Below are 16,019 nucleotides of genomic sequence, written 5' to 3'. Positions count from 1 at the left end.
GGATCAGCCCGGATTCTTGTCGCCATTCTTGCCCGGCATTCCGGCCAGGCCGATGTCCATCATCTGCTTGAACAGGCGCATTCCGGCATCGCCCAAGGGCGAGAAGCTCTTGAACAGGGTCTCCATCTGCTCGACATTGGCGACGCCGTCGAAGCTGTCGAGCATCGTCTTCACATATTTGTCGTGAATGGGGGTGACATCCGGCAGCCCCAGGAAAGCCCGGGCCTCCGCAGGAGTGCAGTCGACGTCCACGCTTACCTTCATATCCCGCTACCCTTTGCTGCAGCCACCCTTTACAACGCCTCATGCCGCAACAAGGGCGCGCAAGGCAAATTTTTTGACGGCAAGCATGGTTGCACTCCGCCCCGCAACCGCCATTATGCCGGCCATCGACAATGTCAGGAAAAAGGAAAGGATTTCCCATGGCAGCATTCACATCCATCCCCACGCTGGAGGGCGATGCCCGGTTCGATGTCTATGTTGCCCGGCCGCAGGGAACGCCCAAGGCCGCGATCGTGGTGATCCAGGAAATCTTTGGCGTGAACGAGGGGATTCGGCGCAAATGCGATGGCTGGGCGGCGGCCGGCTATCTGGCCCTTTCGCCCGATCTCTTCTGGCGCGAGAAGCCGCATGTCGAACTGGATGCCGACATAGCGGAGGATTTTCAGGCAGCCATCGGCCATATGCAGAAATTCAACCAGGATCAGGGCATTCGCGACATAGAGGCGACGATCAAGGCCGCGCGGGAGGAACTGGGGCAAGGCGGCAAGGTCGGGCTGGTCGGATATTGCCTGGGCGGGCGGCTGGTGTTCATGTCGGCTTGCCGGACCGATGGCGATGCGTTCGTGGCCTATTATGGCGTCGGCATCGACGGCCTGCTGAAGGAACAGCATGCCATCGGCAAGCCGGTGCTGCTGCATGTTCCCACCGCCGACGGCTTCGTTCCGCCCGAGGTGCAGCAGAAGATGCATGAAGGGCTGAAGGACAATCGTCATGTCACCCTGCATGATTATGAGGGGCTGGATCACGGCTTTGCCGCCGAGATGGGCGCGCGCCGCAACGAGGCGGCGGCGCAGCTTGCCGATGGCCGGACCGCGGATTTCTTCGCGGCCCATCTCTGACCGGGAGGCAAAGGCATGACGCAGGCATGGCGGATGGTGGCACGCACGCATGGCGGACCAGAGGTGATCGCGCGGGAAGAGTTCGACCCCGGCCTGCCCGGTGAAGGCGAATTGCTGATCGCGCAGGATGCCGTCGGGTTGAATTTCATCGACACCTATTTTCGCAGCGGCCTTTATCCCGCGCCGTTGCCCACGCCGATCGGCGCGGAAGGTGCGGGCCGTGTCGCCGCCGTCGGTCCGGGCGTCACCGGCTTTGCCGTGGGCGACAAGGTGGGCTGTGCGGTCGGACTGGGCGCCTATGCCACGCATCGGATGGTGCGCGCCGACCAGACGGTGAGGATTCCGGATGCCGTCACCACGCAGGATGCGGCGGCGATGATGCTGAAGGGCATGACCGCCTGCTATCTGGCGGAGGACATCGTCACCCTGGAGGCGGGGCAGTTCGCGCTGGTCCATGCCGCCGCCGGCGGTGTCGGTTCCGTGCTGGTGCCGTGGCTGCGCGACAAGGGCGTGGTGGTGATCGCCCATTGCGGATCGGCGGAAAAGGCGGCGAAGGTGGATGCCGAACATAGCCTTTATGGGAGCTTCGACAGCCTGGCCTCCGCCGTGCGGGAGATCACCGGCGGGCGTGGAGTGGATGTCGTCTATGACGGCGTGGGCAAGGATAGCTGGAGCGCGTCGCTGGCGTCGCTCAAGCGGCGCGGCCTGATGGTGAGCTACGGCAATGCGTCCGGCGCGGTGCCGCCGATCAGCCTGCTCGAACTCAGCCGGGGTGGGTCGCTTTATGTCACCCGCCCGACCCTGTTCGACTATATCGCTACTCCCGAAGAGTTGGCGCGGAAGGCCGAAAGGCTGTTCGACCGCATGGCGCGGGGCGTGGTAAGGACCGTCGTCGGCCAGCGCTTTGCCCTGGCGGATGCCGCCGACGCGCACCGCGCGCTGGAGGCGCGGCAAACCACGGGAAGCACGCTCCTGATCCCCTGACTGCCGCAGGCAGGGCTGGAAGCGGTTTGCATCGGTATCGGTCGGATGACAGTGCACGTCACATCATTGGAAACGCATTGTTTTTAAAGGCGGGCGGCATATTCCGCTCGACCGCACCCCACCGGAATGGCAAGGCGCGGTCGATGAACGCCTTTGCGCCCCTGCTCGCGCCGCTCTGGTTCGCCCAGCTTTTCACCGGCGCCAAATCCTTCGTCGACAATCCGCTGATCGGTTCGACGCGGCTCAATGCGCTGGGGCTGCACGCGGCGCGCGTGCAGGCGGCGCAGGCCATGACGGCCCGGCGCCGCAAACGATTGGCCAATGCCGTCGATCCCGAGCATCGGACGACTTTCGACCGGGACGGTGTCGTGGAAATCCGGGATTTCCTGCCCACAGAAACCTTCCGCGCCCTCCAGGAACAGCTCTTTTCCTACCGCGGACCGGCGCGGGAAATGGTTCAGGGCGACACGATCACGCGGCGGCTGGCGCTGGACCCCGCCGCCCGGCGCGCCATTCCGGCCTTCGAAGCCTTCCGCCGGGATGATCGCTGGCGGGCGCTGTCCCGCTATGTCGCCGGCTTCGACATAGAGCCGCTGCTCTACGTCCAGTCCATCCTGCCGCAGCGGCGCGACGCCGCGCCCGATCCGCAGCTCGCTTTCCATGCCGATACCTTCTATCCGGCGATGAAGGCATGGCTGTTCCTGGAGGACGTGCCGGTCGAAACCGGTCCCTTCGCCTATGTGAAAGGGTCGCACCGGTTGACGCCGCAGCGGCTGGCCTGGGAAAAGCAGCGCAGCCTGAGCGCGCGCGATGGCGATTGCCGTCTTTCCGCCCGAGGATCGCTGCGCATCGATGTCGGCGAACTGGCGGCCTTGGGCCTGCCGCAGCCCAGCATCTATTCAGTGCCCGCCAACACCCTGCTGATCGCCGACACATTCGGCTTTCATGCGCGCAGCCCGGCCAGCACCCCCGCGACGCGGGTCGAGATCTGGGCCTATGGCCGTCGCAACCCGTTCCGGCCGGCCAGGGGATGGGATGTCTGGAGCCTGCCCGGCATTGCCGAGCGCCGGATTCCGCTGCGCTGGTGGCTGGGCGACAAGGCTGCCGGCCTGATCAGGCAGCCATGGCGGCCGGTGGGCATCAAGGGCGCGGCGGACGGTTGATCGGTGCGCTGAAGGGCGCATGGAGCCCTCCTGCCATAACCCGCCGTGTTCCTGCGCAGGCAGGAACCCAGTTCAAACGGCGGGACTGGGTGCCTGCGCAGGAACACGTGGATGCCACCTCTAGACGAAGAGCGTCAATATGCCGACCTGATGGTCGACGATCCCGTCATAGATCATCTTGATCGCGACATAGATGATGACCGCCAGGCCCAGATAGGCGATCCAGCGGAAGCGCTCGATATATTTGGCGATGATGTTCGCGGCGATGCCCATCAGCGCCACGGACAGAATTAGCCCGATGATCAGGATGCCGGGATGATCGCGCGCCGCGCCCGCCACCGCCAGCACATTGTCGAGGCTCATCGAAACGTCAGCGACCGCCACCGCCCAGGCCGCGCCCGCGAAGCTCTTGGCCGGACGCAGGCCGGATATGTCGTCGTCGCCGGTGTCGGGCGTGTCCCCGCCCCGCTTCGGGTGGAGTTCGCGCCACATCTTGAACGCCACCCAGAGCAGCAGCAATCCGCCCGCCAGGATCAGCCCGACGATCTGCATCAGCTGCGTCACCACCAGCGCGAAGCCGATGCGCAGCACCAGCGCGGCGATGATGCCGATCAGGATCACCTTCTTGCGCTGTTCCGCAGGCAGGCCCGCCGCCAAGGCGCCGACGACGATCGCATTGTCCCCCGCCAGCAGAACGTCGATCATCAACACCTGGCCGAAGGCAGCCAGCGCGGCGGGCGAGCCGATATTGCTGAAATCATTGACGATGTGCGCCCAGATGTCGGCGGGTGAGCCGATCCCCTGAGCCGCAGCGGCGGCGGTTGCGAGTAGGTCGATCATGACGGCCTGCTATCCCCTGAAAATATGGCCCAAAACAAAGGGGCCGTCAGACCGGAGTCCGACGGCCCGAAAAATCGCGGCGGCGCGATGGAATGGATGCGCGCCTCCGGCAGAAGCACAACCCATGCCGCGGCTTACTGGTTCATCGAATCGAAGAAATCCTCGTTGGTCTTGGAATCCTTCATCTTGTCGAGCAGGAATTCCATCGCGTCGACCGTGCCCATCTGCATCAGGATACGGCGCAGCACCCACATCTTGGACAGCTTGGCCTTGTCGACCAGCAGCTCTTCCTTGCGGGTGCCCGACTTGCCGACGTCCAGCGCCGGGAAGATGCGCTTGTCCGCCACCTTGCGGTCGAGGACGATTTCCGAGTTGCCGGTGCCCTTGAACTCTTCGAAGATGACTTCGTCCATGCGGCTGCCGGTGTCGATCAGCGCGGTGGCGATGATCGAGAGCGAACCGCCCTCCTCGATATTGCGCGCCGCGCCGAAGAAGCGCTTGGGACGCTGGAGCGCGTTCGCGTCGACGCCGCCGGTCAGCACCTTGCCCGAGGATGGAACGACGGTGTTGTAGGCGCGGCCCAGGCGGGTGATCGAGTCGAGCAGGATCACCACATCTTTCTTATGTTCCACGAGGCGCTTGGCCTTTTCGATCACCATTTCAGCGACCTGGACGTGGCGTTGCGCCGGTTCGTCGAAGGTCGAGGAAACCACCTCCCCCTTCACGCTGCGCTGCATGTCGGTGACTTCTTCGGGGCGTTCGTCGATCAGCAGGACGATCAGGAAGACTTCGGGATGGTTGTCGGTGATCGCCTTGGCGATGTTCTGAAGCAGGACGGTCTTGCCGGTGCGGGGCGGCGCGACGATCAGGGCGCGCTGGCCCTTGCCCTGCGGCGAGACGATGTCGATGACGCGGGCCGACTTGTCCTTGACGGTCGGGTCGGTCGCGTCGAGCGTCAGCTTCTGCGTCGGGTAGAGCGGCGTCAGATTGTCGAAATTGACGCGATGGCGGACGACTTCGGGATCGTCGAAATTGACCGAGATGAGCTTGGTCAGCGCGAAATAACGCTCGCCATCCTTGGGCGCGCGGATTTCGCCTTCCACCGTGTCGCCGGTGCGCAGGCCGAATTTGCGGACCTGGTTGGGCGAGACATAGATGTCGTCGGGACCGGCGAGGAAGTTCGCTTCGGGCGAGCGCAGGAAGCCGAAGCCGTCGGGCAGCACCTCTATCGTACCCTCGCCCATGATCTGCTCGCCATTGTCGGCCTCGACCTTGAGGATCGCGAACATCAGGTCCTGCTTGCGCAGGGTCGACGCGCCTTCGACGCCCAGTTCCTCCGCCATGGTCACGAGTTCGGCGGGCGCTTTTTTCTTGAGATCCTTAAGGTGCATTCGCGTGAAGTCCGATGGAATGAGAGACAAGGAAGGAGAAATGGGGAAGGTCTGCCCGGCAATGACTCGGGGAAACCCGCGCCGGACGGGCGGGATAGAATGTCTGGCGTTTAGCGATCTGCCATAGGCCAAGTCAAGGTGGCTGAGCCGTTCAGTTGAACGGAAATTGCCGATATGCGCCCTGCCGCGAATGAAATGGGATGGGCGGAACCGGGGCGCTCATGCTATACAGGAATAAAATTAGGAGGAACGGGAGATGGGACGCTGGCGCGCCGCTCTGGGCATCGCGATCGCGATCGCCAGTCCTCCCCTTGCGGCGCAGGATCGCCCGGCGCTGGACCCCGAAGAGCCGCCGGCGGTGATCCGCACCATTGCCAGCGACGACGCCCGCATCACCATCCCCATCCAGATCGACGGCAGGGGGCCATGGAATTTCGTGGTCGACACCGGATCGCAGCGCACCGTCATTTCCCGCGCCCTGGCCGAACGGCTTGCGCTGCCGCTGCGGGATCGGGTGACGGTGATCAGCATGACGGGCCGGGCGGAGGTGGACACGGTGGCTGTCCCGCGCCTGGGTTTCGGCAAGACCGTGGTGGACGACATAGAGGCGCCGGTCCTGGAAGGCGAGCATATCGGCGCGCCGGGACTGTTGGGACTGGACGGCCTGCACGCCAAGCGGCTGCTGCTGAATTTCCGCACGGGCCAGATGGAGATCAGCAACAGCAAGCGGAGCTGGCGCGACCCCAATGTGATCGTCGTCGAAGCGCGGCGGCGCCAGGGGCAGCTGATCCTGCTCGATTCCGACGTGAACGGGATGCAGGTCAGCATCATCCTGGACACCGGCACTTCGGTCAGCGTCGGCAATATGGCGCTGATGAACAAGCTGGTGCGCAAGAAGAAGGCGCCCGCGATGAAGCTGGTGACGCTGACCAGCGTGACGGGAGAGACGCTGTCGGGCCAGGCGGGCCTGATCGACCGGGTGCGCATGGGGCAGGTCACGCTGAACGAGATGCCGGTGATGTTCGCGGATGCCCAGCCCTTCGCGGAACTGGAGCTTCAGGACAAGCCCGCGCTGCTGCTCGGCATCGACGCGCTCAAGCTGTTCGACCGGGTGGCGATCGACTTCGGGAGGGGGAAGGTCGACTTCCTGCTGCCGGATACGGGGCTGCTCGACCGGAAACGCTTCGCGACGGCGCGGAGAGCGGCGGGCTAGAGCAGATTCCGATCCGATTGCATCGGCTCGACTGCTCTAAGTTTTTGTTTTGTCGTGTTTTCCGGGTCAGCAGATGATTTAATCTGCTTGGAAAACGCTCTAGGCATGGTCTAAGCGGAAAACCGGTTGGTCCCTTCGACGGGCTCAGGGCGAGACTTTCCGCACCATGCCCTAATGTGGCGCCGGCTGCTGCCGATTGCGGCCCAGCACATTGTCGATCCATTGCTGGTCCAGACGCGGCGGCTGCGGCCGGTCGGCGGGATTGGGCGCCGCCTGCCCGCTATCGTCCGGCTGTTCCTCATCCTCCGGCGGCTGCTGCGCCCGTTCTATGGGAAGGCCGTTTTCATCGACCATCATGCCGCTGTCCGTGCCGCTGTCGGGCTGGCCATAATAGGCCTCCTCATCCGGTTCGAGCTGCCATTCGGGCAGCGTCACCTGCGTTTCGAACTGTTCGACCGGGCGTTTCGCGACGGCGACCTTCATATAGTCGGCAAAGGCATGGGCCGGCGCCCGGCCGCCCTGGAGGACGCCCACGGCGCGGGCGTCGTCGCGGCCCATCCAGACGCCGGTGGTGATGCCGCTGGAAAAGCCCAGGAACCAGCCGTCCTTGTTGCTGCTGGTGGTGCCGGTCTTGCCGGCGACGGGGCGGCCGATCTGCGCGGCTCTGCCGGTGCCGGTGCTGACGGCGGTCTGCATCAGGTCGGTCATCCCCGCCGCGACCCAGGGGGCGACCAGCACCCGGCTGGTGTCGTCCTGATGTTCGTAGAGCAGGCGGCCTTCGGCGGTCGTCACCCGGGTGATGCCATAGGGAGTCACGGCCACGCCCTTGCGCGCGATGGAGGCGAAGGCGCGCGTCATGTCGATCAGGCGCACGTCGGACGTGCCCAGCACCATTGAGGGATGGGTGTTGATCGGCGTGGTGATGCCGAAGCGGCGCGCCATGTCCGCCACGGTGGGGAAGCCGACCTCCACGCCCAGCTTCGCCGCCACGGTGTTGACCGAATAGGCGAAGGCGGTGCGGATATCGATGTCGCCGGAAAAGCGGCCATTGCTGTTGCGCGGCTTCCACCCGTTGATGTCGACCGGACTGTCGGTGACGCCGGTGTCGGGCGTATAGCCCGCCTCCAGCGCCGCCATGTAGACGAAGATCTTCCAGGCGGAACCCGGCTGCCGCGTCGCGGTCGTCGCGCGATTATAGTTGGAGCTCACATAGTCCAGCCCGCCGACCATCGCCCGCACCGCGCCGTCGCGGTCGAGCGAAACCAGCGCGCCCTGCGTGCCGCTGGGCACATTGGCCTGGATCGCCGCGGTGGCCGCCTTCTGCATGTTGAGGTCGATGGTGGTGTAGACCTCCAGCGGCTCATTGGGCTCATCGATCAGCGTGTCGAGCTGCGGCAGCGCCCAGTCGGTGAAGTAGCGGACGCTGTTCTGCGGCGGTTCGGGCGCCATCCTTACATTCTGGAGACCGGCCGAGGCGCGTTCCGCCGCGCTGATCTTGCCATTTTCCTCCATCAGTTCCAGCACCACGCCCGCGCGGCCGATGGCGGCATCGGCGTCGGCGGTCGGGGAATAGCTGGAGGGCGCCTTCACCAGGCCGGCGACGATCGCCGCTTCGGGCAGGTCCAGGCTGGTGGCCGGGTGGCCGAAGAATTTGCGGCTGGCCGCGTCGATGCCATAGGCGCCGCCGCCGAAATAGACCTTGTTGAGATAAAGCTCCAGGATCTGCCGCTTGGAGAATTTGCGCTCCAGCGCGAGGGCCAGCACCATTTCGCGCACCTTGCGGCCCCAGCTGTAGCTGTTGTTGAGGAAGATGTTGCGCGTCACCTGCTGGGTGATGGTGGACGCGCCCTGCCAGCGGCGGCCGCTGCCGCGCCGCTCCAGCGCCACCCAGGCGGCGCGCGCCATGCCGATGGGATCGACGCCGGGGTGCAGATAGTAACGCTTGTCCTCGGTCGAAACCATCGCATCGACCATCACGGTCGGAATCTGGTCGTAGCTCAGCCAGCGGCCGAAGCTGGGGCCCAGCGACACGATGACGCTGCCGTCGGCGGCATGGACGCGGATCATCTGGCCGTTGGGCGAGGATTTCAGCGATTCATAGTCGGGCAGAGACTGATAGGCGATCACCACCGCCACGACGATCGCGACAAGCGCGCTGAGGCCGCCGACGAGGCCGATCTTCAGGCCCCGCACCAGCCATGTCTTCACTTTGCCCCGCGGTTCGCTGCTCTTGCCTGATCGTGCCATGGTTCGCCCGGATATGCGCTAAACGAAAAGGCGGCCAGTGGAAAAGCCGTGCAGGCCGCGCAAAAAAGCCGGAATTTCTCCGTTATGCGCGATTTCGCCTCTGCCGAAATCGCCCGTCATCCTCAAGGGAAGCGACGCTTTACCGGCGATGAACGATCATTCGCCTTCGTCGCGCGGCTTGAAATCGAGCGACGCGCTGTTCATGCAATAGCGCAGGCCGTTGACGCCCGGACCGTCGGGGAAGACATGGCCCAGATGCCCGCCGCAATTCGAACAGCGGACTTCGGTGCGGATCATGCCATGGCTGGTGTCGCGGATTTCGTCGACCGCATCGATGTCGACCGGCGCGGTGAAGCTGGGCCAGCCCGATCCGCTGTCATATTTTTCGTCCGCATCGAACAGTTCGGCGCCGCAGCCCGCGCAGAAATAACGGCCATCGGCCTTGTTGCTGTTATATTTGCCGGTGAAGGCCCGTTCCGTGCCGCCCTCCCGCAGAATATGATATTGTTCGGGGGAAAGGCGCTCGCGCCATTCGGCGTCGGTCAGGTTGAGCTTGTCCATGCCCGGCAATATGGCGGTGGGCGGGCGTGCGATCAAGCGGTTAGCATGATCCGGGTAACGGCGCTCCCGCGGCCGGCGGCAGCGCCCGGGAGAAACCTCTATCGCTCCCGCGCCGCCTGGCGGGCGATGGCGAGCAGTTCGTGCCGGACCATCAGGTCGCCCAGCCCCCTGCCCGACCGGCTGGCGCGCTCCGCCTGGGCGAGCCTGTGGATGACGCGGGCGATGCCGGGCGCGTCCCAGATGCGGACCTGCCGGGTGACGATGCCCTTTTCCTTCCAGAAGACCTGCTTGCCCGCCGCCTCGACCGCGCCTTCCAGCCGGCCGCTGTCATCGAAATCGGTGCGGATATTGGCGAGCAGCATGGCGCGGGCCAGCAGCGGGCGCAGCACCGCCGCCATCGCCGTTCCCGCCTCCGCCAGCCGCCCCAGTTCCCGGTGCATGCCGCGCAGGTCGCCGCCCAGCACGGCATTCACCAGCGGCGCGGCGTCGCTGTCGGGATTGTCGGCGGAAAGGGCGTCCAGCGCCTCCTCCGTCGCTTCGCGCGGGCGGTCCGGCGCCGCGTCGAGATAGAGGATCAGCTTCTCCACCTCCCCGGCCATCAGCGTGCGGTCGCCATTGGCAAGATCGGCGATGCGGCGGCCCAGTTCGGGCGAAAGGCGCAGTCCCCCTTCCCGCGCGATGGCGATGGCGATCTGCTCCGCCTCCCGCGCGTCGGGCTGGTAGGATATGAAGGCCATGGTCTGCTTGTGGTCGAGCGCGAGCTTGAGCAGCTTCGACGTGCCCTTGAGCGCGCCCGCTATGGCGATGACGGGATTGCCCGCCGCCTCCGCCTCCAGCAGGGCGTTGAGGGCGGGCAGCGATTCCTCCCCCATGCCGGTGACGCGAATCCAGCGCTTGTCCCCGAACATGGAGAAGGACGCCGCTTCATCCGCCAGCCGCGCCGGATCGTCGCGCAGCGTCGGTCCGTCCAGGTCGACCCGCTCTGCTTCCGGCCCCATGGCGCGCTCCAGCCGCTTGGCGAGCGCCGTGCTGCCCGCTTCGTCGGGTCCGTAGAGCAGGAAGAAGCGGCAGTCGGCAGGCGGCGCGTCGAGCGCCTTTTCGATCTGGCCGCGATTGGCCTTCAACGGGATTTGTCCCGCGCCGCGAAACGGGCGAGCCGCGCGACGATCTGGTCGGCAATGGTCTGCGACAGGCGTTCCAGGGCGGTGTCTTCCGCCGCGATGGTCGCATATTCGCTGGAGACCACGTCGATGCCGACGTCCGATCCGGCGGTATCGTCCAGAATCTGCGCGCCGGTTGCGCCGTCGATAAGCTGATAGCGCGCCCGCAGGGTCCGCCGCTCGCGCGTGACGGCGGCGTCGGAGCGCAGACCGAAGCCGCTGATATTGTCGTCCAGCTTCACCACCAGCTTGTATCCGGGTCCGGTGCCGCTCATCGCCGCCAGCCGGTCGTTCAGCGCATTACGCACCAGCCAGCCGCCCTTGCCCTCTATCGGCTGCACCTCGACATTGCCCAGCGCCTGCGCGACCGGGCCGTGGCTGCCCCCGCCATAGACCGGGCGCAGGCCGCAGGCGGAGAGGGACAGGGCGACGAAGAGCAATGGCCAGAGCTTCATAAGACCTACCCTTAACCGTTCGCCCTGAGCTTGTCGAAGGGCCGTTCTTCCCCAAAGAGAAGTAAAGGGCTTCGACAGGCTCAGCCCGAACGGATGTTGTCAGATAACCAAATTCACCAGACGATCCGGCACCACGATCACCTTCCTGGGCGTCGCGCCGTCCAGCGTCCGCACCACATTGGGCGCGGCGAGCGCCAGACGTTCCAGCTCGTCCCTGGAAGTGCCCTTGGGAACGGTGATGGTGTCGCGCAGCTTGCCCATCACCTGGCAGGCGATGGTGACTTCATCCTCGACCAGTAATGCCGGATCGACCGCCGGCCAGGCCGCGTCCGCGATCAGACCTTCCTCACCCATGTCGGCCCATGCCTCTTCGGCCAGATGGGGGGTCATTGGCGCGACCAGCAAAGCCAGCGCCCGGATCGCCCCGCTGCGGCTGGCCGAGGGCTTGGCCTTTTCGACTGCATTGGTGAGTTCGTAGATCTTCGCCACCGCCTTGTTGAAGGACAGCGCCTCAATGTCCTTCGCCACGCCGTCGATGGTCTGGTGCAGCTTGCGGTCGAGCGTCTTGTCCTGCCCCTCTGCCGCCTTGTCGGCTTCCCCGAACAGCCGCCACAGGCGGTTGACGAAGCGCCAGGAGCCTTCGATGCCCGCCTCTGTCCAGGGCAGGTCGCGCTCCGGCGGGCTGTCGGACAGCATGAACCAGCGCACCGCGTCCGCGCCATATTGGGCGATGATGTCGTCCGGATCGACGACATTCTTCTTGGACTTGGACATTTTCTCGACGCGGCCGACGGTGACTTCACTATCGGTCCCGACAAGGAAGCATTTGCCATCCCGGCGTTCGACCTCACCGGGCGAAACCCAAACCTCTGCAGCATGCATTTCCGGCTGCGAGCCATCATAGTCGGCAGGAACCGGGAGAGGGACAGCCGCCTTGTAGGTCTCATGCGTCACCATGCCCTGGGTGAAGAGGCCGGTGAACGGTTCGGCAAAGCCGATCTGGCCCATATGCCGGAGCGCGCGGGTCCAGAAACGGGCGTAGAGCAGGTGCAGGATCGCATGTTCCACGCCGCCGATATATTGGCCGACCGGCAGCCATTTCTCGACGGTTTCCCGGTCGAACGGCCTGTCCTTGGGCTGGCTGGCGAAGCGGATGAAATACCAGCTGGAATCCGCGAAGGTGTCCAGCGTGTCGGTCTCGCGCCGCGCCGCCTTGCCGCATTTCGGGCAGTCGACATGCTTCCAGGTCGGATGCCGGTCCAGCGGATTGCCGGGAATGTCGAAGCTGACGTCTTCGGGCAGGACCACGGGAAGCTGGTCCTTGGGCACGCCCACGGGGCCGCAATCCTCGCAATGGATGACGGGGATCGGCGTGCCCCAATAGCGCTGGCGCGAGACGCCCCAGTCGCGCAGGCGGAAGACGGTGGTGCCGGTGCCCCAGCCGCCCTCTTCGGCGCGGCGGATGACTTGCGCCTTCGCCTCCTCGACGCCCAGGCCATTGAGGAAGTCGGAATTCACCAGCCTGCCGGGGCCGACATAGGCCTCGTCGCCAATGCCCTTGGCTTCGTCGCCTTCGGCGGCGACGACGCGCTCGACCGGCAGCATATATTTGCGCGCGAAGTCGAGGTCGCGCTGGTCATGGCCCGGAACCGCCATGACGGCGCCGGTGCCATAGTCCATCAGCACGAAGTTCGCGACGAACAAGGGCAGCTTGCGACCGGTGAAGGGGTGGATCACCGACCGGCCGGTGTCATAGCCCTTCTTTTCCTGGGTCTCGATCTCGGCGGCGGCGGTGCCGGTCTGGCGGCATTCCTCCGCGAAGGCGGCGAGCGCCGCATCCTTTTCCGCCAAGGCCAGCGCAATCGGATGATCGGCGGCGACGGCCGCGAAGCTGGCGCCGAAAATCGTGTCGGGGCGGGTGGAGAAGACCTCCAGCTCACCGATCCCGCCGACCGGCGCGTCCAGCCTGAAGCGGAATTGCAGGCCGACCGACTTGCCGATCCAGTTTTCCTGCATCAGCTTCACCTTGTCCGGCCACTGGTCGAGCGTCTTCAGGCCCGCCAGCAGATCGTCCGCGAACTGGGTGATCTTGAGGAACCACTGGGACAGCTTGCGCTTTTCGACCGGCGCGCCGGATCGCCAGCCCCTGCCGTCGATCACCTGCTCGTTCGCCAGCACGGTCATGTCGACCGGGTCCCAGTTGACCGCCGATTCCTTGCGATAGACCAGGCCCGCTTCCAGCATGTCCAGGAACAGCGCCTGTTCATGGCCGTAATAGTCCGGCTCGCAGGTCGCCAGTTCCCGGCTCCAGTCCAGCGCGAAGCCCAGCTTCTTGAGTTGCGCGCGCATCGTCGCGATGTTGGAGCGGGTCCAGGCGCCGGGATGCACCTTCTTCTCCATCGCGGCGTTTTCGGCGGGCATGCCGAATGCGTCCCAGCCCATCGGGTGCAGCACCTCATGCCCGGTCATCCGGCGGAAGCGCGCCAGCACGTCGCCCATCGAATAGTTGCGGACATGGCCGATATGGATGCGCCCGGAGGGATAGGGAAACATCTCCAGCACATAGCTGCGCGGCTTGTCGCTGCTGTCGGACGCCTTGAACGTCTGCTTCTCGTCCCAGACGGCCTGCCAGCGGGCATCGGCCTCAAGCGGGTTGAAGCGCCTTTGCATGGATAATCCTTAACTCAAGTGCCGTTCGGGCCGAGCCTGTCGAAGCCCTGCACTTCTCTTCAAGAACATATGGCCCTTCGACAAGCTCAGGGCGAACGGAAATCGACGCCGCGATCAGCCCGCAATCGCCATGCGGCGCAGGTCGCGGGCCTTGGTCAGGATGATCTCTTCCAGCTTCTGCACGGTCGCGGCCTGCACCGGCACGTCGACCCACTGGCCGCCCTGGCTGACCTGGCGGCTGGCGGCGACGCGCAGCGCATCGGCGCGCAGATCCTGGTCGAGGATCGATACGGTCAGCTTCATCCGCTCATTGGGGCTGTTCGGATTGGCGTACCAGTCGGTGACGATCACGCCGCCGTTCGAATCCGTCTGGACCATGGGCATGAAGGACAGGGTGTCGAGGCTGGCGCGCCACAGATAGGCGTTGACGCCAATGGTCGTCACCTTCGATGCGGCGAGATCCGCCTTCGGGCGGTCCTTGGCGCCGCCCCCGCAGGCGGCGAGCGGCAGAAGTGCAGCCAGCAGCAGACCGGCGGAAAGGCGCGAAGAAAGGCGGCGGACCATCATTATTGTCCCATCAAACGAGTAAACGCCCCGCTTCTATAGAGGACCGGCGGCAATGGGCAAGGGGGACTCCGGGACGGCGCGACGACGACCCACCGTGCAACCGGGGCGAGTCCTGTGTGTTCCGTGCAACAGCTCCGACAAAAAACCGGTGGCGCTCTACCAATTCCAGAGCCTTGCGTATATGAAGGACCATAGAAAAGTAGTCGGCGGGGAAGAGATTCGGAACATGCGCCTGAAAAGGGGACATATAGCGTTGGCAGGCTCGGCGGTCGCCGTGGCCGGCTTCATGCTGTCCCCTGCCATCGGGGCGGCCACCGACCTTGTCCGCATGCGTGCCGAAACGCCGGTTTCGCTGGGTGCGCTGGGCAGCATCTCCTCCTTCACGCCGACGACCAAGGACCCGCGCCTGGCGGCGGCCTATGCGAAGATCGCCGCGTCCGCGAGTCGCCAGAATTTCCGCTTCACCCCGACCAGCGGGTCGCTGAGCGGTCAGCGCTCGGTCACCGTCATGGTGCGCGCCGCCGACCTGAACGATCGCGTCGCGATCAGCCGGACGCTGGACCCGGTGAGCATCGCGCCCGTCGCCTTCAGCCTGAACAGCGCGCATAACTGGCGCAAGTTCGCCCTGCCCGAAGCGGTGGGCCGCAAGGAACTGGACCCGGTCGCCGTCGAGCCGATGGCGGGGGCCAGGAATTTCTCGCTGGATCAGGGCCGCAAGGACCGTTTCAGCACCAAGGTGCTGATCGAGAGCCGCCGCGAGCCGGCCGCGACGATCCGCAACCCCAGCGCGGACAAGGATTATTCGCTGGATCTAGCCAGTTCCTATTCGCTGACGCGCAATCTGAACGTCACCGCGGGCATTCGCTATAATAACAGCTTTGCCGGACGCCTGACGCCGATGACCGACGACCGGCAGGATGCGCAGGCCGTCTATCTGGGCACGATCTTCAAATTCTAAAACGGCTTGAGGGGCGAGGTTGAGCGGCATCATGCCTGCCTCGGCTTCTGTCTTGTCCAGCGTTGGTCCTGTCCAGGCCGAACCATGGTCCGGGGCGGGAGCATGTCCCGCTTCCATCCGGCAGAAAGACCTGAGCGCCCTGTGTCGCCCGGCAACCGGGGGCTTTAGAGCCAATCGACATTCAGCCCTGACGGCCTGCAAATGGCGCTTTTCCGTGCTTCCGGTGCTCACCTACTTTGAGTAGGCTGCGCTCCGGGTCACGGAAAAACACCATTTTACCTTCGGTGGCCTTCGGCTCGGCTCGTCATCTTCTGAATGTCGATTGGCTCTACGGTTCGCCTTGATCGTCCCGCAAGCCGCCGCAGCCGTTCAGCGTTCCCTCGCCAAAGGCCACCGCCACGCGGTCGGACCAGACCGCATCGCTCATGCCGTCGCTGCACGGCCCTTCGGTTACGGTCATTGAAAAGCCCTCGCCGAGGAAACGGACAGCCCGCCGGTCGTCGTTCCGGGATATGGCGTAGCGGACGGGCGCCCTGTCCGGGCGCTCCAGCACGGCGGTCGATCCCTTTACCGTCACGGCCCAGAAAGGCTCGGTCCCGATCGCCCGATAACCATCGTCCACAGCATGCTTAACGCCGGGAGAGCTGACCGGCGGGCTCTCCTTCGTCCCACGTGCCTCTGTTCCACGT

The 16,019-nt window shown here is 65.2% G+C and carries 15 protein-coding genes; 5 read left to right on the top strand and 10 right to left on the bottom strand.

The genetic code is table 11. From position 1 onward, the window contains the following. Nucleotides 1–3: 3 nt before the first annotated feature. Nucleotides 4–264, bottom strand: coding sequence for a DUF6489 family protein (locus K7W03_RS02885; protein WP_025551156.1), 261 nt, complete (start codon nt 262–264; stop codon nt 4–6). A 158-nt stretch (nt 265–422) separates the two neighbouring features. Between K7W03_RS02885 and K7W03_RS02880 the strand changes: the two genes are divergently transcribed. From K7W03_RS02880 to K7W03_RS02870, 3 genes are all read left to right on the top strand, one after another. Then, complete coding sequence (locus K7W03_RS02880) at nt 423–1,121, top strand: dienelactone hydrolase family protein (RefSeq protein WP_048577324.1); 699 nt, start codon at nt 423–425, stop codon at nt 1,119–1,121. 15 nt (nt 1,122–1,136) lie between these two features. Then, nucleotides 1,137–2,105 (top strand): quinone oxidoreductase family protein, encoded by a 969-nt coding sequence (locus tag K7W03_RS02875; RefSeq protein ID WP_222885503.1) that lies wholly within the window; start codon nt 1,137–1,139, stop codon nt 2,103–2,105. A 143-nt stretch (nt 2,106–2,248) separates the two neighbouring features. Beyond that, complete coding sequence (locus tag K7W03_RS02870; RefSeq protein ID WP_222885528.1) at nt 2,249–3,268, top strand: phytanoyl-CoA dioxygenase family protein; 1,020 nt, start codon at nt 2,249–2,251, stop codon at nt 3,266–3,268. Between the two features lie 120 nt (nt 3,269–3,388). Here the strand turns inward: K7W03_RS02870 and K7W03_RS02865 are convergent, their stop codons facing one another. Together K7W03_RS02865 and rho are read right to left on the bottom strand one after the other, a co-directional pair. Next, a complete protein-coding gene (locus K7W03_RS02865) occupies nt 3,389–4,108 on the bottom strand; it encodes a YjbE family putative metal transport protein (protein WP_025551148.1) in 720 nt (239 codons plus the stop codon). A 134-nt stretch (nt 4,109–4,242) separates the two neighbouring features. After that, complete coding sequence (gene rho, locus K7W03_RS02860; RefSeq protein ID WP_007689303.1) at nt 4,243–5,499, bottom strand: transcription termination factor Rho; 1,257 nt, start codon at nt 5,497–5,499, stop codon at nt 4,243–4,245. 256 nt (nt 5,500–5,755) lie between these two features. Between rho and K7W03_RS02855 the strand changes: the two genes are divergently transcribed. After that, complete coding sequence (locus K7W03_RS02855) at nt 5,756–6,712, top strand: aspartyl protease family protein (RefSeq protein WP_025551146.1); 957 nt, start codon at nt 5,756–5,758, stop codon at nt 6,710–6,712. A gap of 171 nt (nt 6,713–6,883) precedes the next feature. Here K7W03_RS02855 and K7W03_RS02850 read toward each other — a convergent pair whose 3' ends face one another. The 6 genes from K7W03_RS02850 to K7W03_RS02825 form a co-directional block, all read right to left on the bottom strand. Continuing rightward, nucleotides 6,884–8,959 (bottom strand): transglycosylase domain-containing protein, encoded by a 2,076-nt coding sequence (locus K7W03_RS02850; protein WP_061934363.1) that lies wholly within the window; start codon nt 8,957–8,959, stop codon nt 6,884–6,886. 156 nt (nt 8,960–9,115) lie between these two features. Next, nucleotides 9,116–9,520: a peptide-methionine (R)-S-oxide reductase MsrB gene (gene msrB, locus K7W03_RS02845; RefSeq protein ID WP_044662858.1), complete on the bottom strand. Its 405-nt coding sequence runs from the start codon at nt 9,518–9,520 to the stop codon at nt 9,116–9,118. Nucleotides 9,521–9,618: 98 nt separating this feature from the next. Next, nucleotides 9,619–10,644, bottom strand: a complete 1,026-nt coding sequence (holA, locus tag K7W03_RS02840) for a DNA polymerase III subunit delta (RefSeq protein WP_048577327.1) — start codon at nt 10,642–10,644, stop codon at nt 9,619–9,621. Then, nucleotides 10,641–11,135 carry an LPS assembly lipoprotein LptE gene (gene lptE, locus K7W03_RS02835; RefSeq protein ID WP_222885502.1) on the bottom strand — a complete coding sequence of 165 codons (495 nt, stop codon included), beginning with the start codon at nt 11,133–11,135 and terminating at the stop codon, nt 10,641–10,643. Before lptE ends, holA begins: the two co-directional genes overlap by 4 nt. Nucleotides 11,136–11,234: 99 nt before the next feature. Then, nucleotides 11,235–13,805, bottom strand: coding sequence for a leucine--tRNA ligase (gene leuS / locus K7W03_RS02830; protein ID WP_222885501.1), 2,571 nt, complete (start codon nt 13,803–13,805; stop codon nt 11,235–11,237). A 114-nt stretch (nt 13,806–13,919) separates the two neighbouring features. Continuing rightward, a complete protein-coding gene (locus K7W03_RS02825; RefSeq protein ID WP_025160613.1) occupies nt 13,920–14,369 on the bottom strand; it encodes a DUF3576 domain-containing protein in 450 nt (149 codons plus the stop codon). A gap of 229 nt (nt 14,370–14,598) precedes the next feature. Between K7W03_RS02825 and K7W03_RS02820 the strand changes: the two genes are divergently transcribed. Further along, nucleotides 14,599–15,330, top strand: a complete 732-nt coding sequence (locus K7W03_RS02820) for a hypothetical protein (RefSeq protein WP_025551889.1) — start codon at nt 14,599–14,601, stop codon at nt 15,328–15,330. A 328-nt stretch (nt 15,331–15,658) separates the two neighbouring features. Here the strand turns inward: K7W03_RS02820 and K7W03_RS28295 are convergent, their stop codons facing one another. Beyond that, nucleotides 15,659–15,952 carry a hypothetical protein gene (locus K7W03_RS28295; RefSeq protein WP_413469297.1) on the bottom strand — a complete coding sequence of 98 codons (294 nt, stop codon included), beginning with the start codon at nt 15,950–15,952 and terminating at the stop codon, nt 15,659–15,661. Nucleotides 15,953–16,019 lie beyond the last annotated feature (67 nt).

This window comes from Sphingobium sp. PNB (genome assembly GCF_019873065.1).
GTDB lineage: Bacteria > Pseudomonadota > Alphaproteobacteria > Sphingomonadales > Sphingomonadaceae > Sphingobium > Sphingobium fuliginis.
Note: the sequence above shows the minus strand (reverse complement) of the source record. Positions and strands in the feature narration are given on the sequence as shown.

Coding starts and splice junctions, on each gene's coding strand:
- K7W03_RS02885 (WP_025551156.1), bottom strand. CDS start 264: ATGAAGGTAAGCGTGGACGTCGACTGCACTCCTGCGGAGGCCCGGGCT.
- K7W03_RS02880 (WP_048577324.1), top strand. CDS start 423: ATGGCAGCATTCACATCCATCCCCACGCTGGAGGGCGATGCCCGGTTC.
- K7W03_RS02875 (WP_222885503.1), top strand. CDS start 1,137: ATGACGCAGGCATGGCGGATGGTGGCACGCACGCATGGCGGACCAGAG.
- K7W03_RS02870 (WP_222885528.1), top strand. CDS start 2,249: ATGAACGCCTTTGCGCCCCTGCTCGCGCCGCTCTGGTTCGCCCAGCTT.
- K7W03_RS02865 (WP_025551148.1), bottom strand. CDS start 4,108: ATGATCGACCTACTCGCAACCGCCGCCGCTGCGGCTCAGGGGATCGGC.
- rho (WP_007689303.1), bottom strand. CDS start 5,499: ATGCACCTTAAGGATCTCAAGAAAAAAGCGCCCGCCGAACTCGTGACC.
- K7W03_RS02855 (WP_025551146.1), top strand. CDS start 5,756: ATGGGACGCTGGCGCGCCGCTCTGGGCATCGCGATCGCGATCGCCAGT.
- K7W03_RS02850 (WP_061934363.1), bottom strand. CDS start 8,959: ATGGCACGATCAGGCAAGAGCAGCGAACCGCGGGGCAAAGTGAAGACA.
- msrB (WP_044662858.1), bottom strand. CDS start 9,520: ATGGACAAGCTCAACCTGACCGACGCCGAATGGCGCGAGCGCCTTTCC.
- lptE (WP_222885502.1), bottom strand. CDS start 11,135: ATGAAGCTCTGGCCATTGCTCTTCGTCGCCCTGTCCCTCTCCGCCTGC.
- leuS (WP_222885501.1), bottom strand. CDS start 13,805: ATGCAAAGGCGCTTCAACCCGCTTGAGGCCGATGCCCGCTGGCAGGCC.
- K7W03_RS02825 (WP_025160613.1), bottom strand. CDS start 14,369: ATGGTCCGCCGCCTTTCTTCGCGCCTTTCCGCCGGTCTGCTGCTGGCT.
- K7W03_RS02820 (WP_025551889.1), top strand. CDS start 14,599: ATGCGCCTGAAAAGGGGACATATAGCGTTGGCAGGCTCGGCGGTCGCC.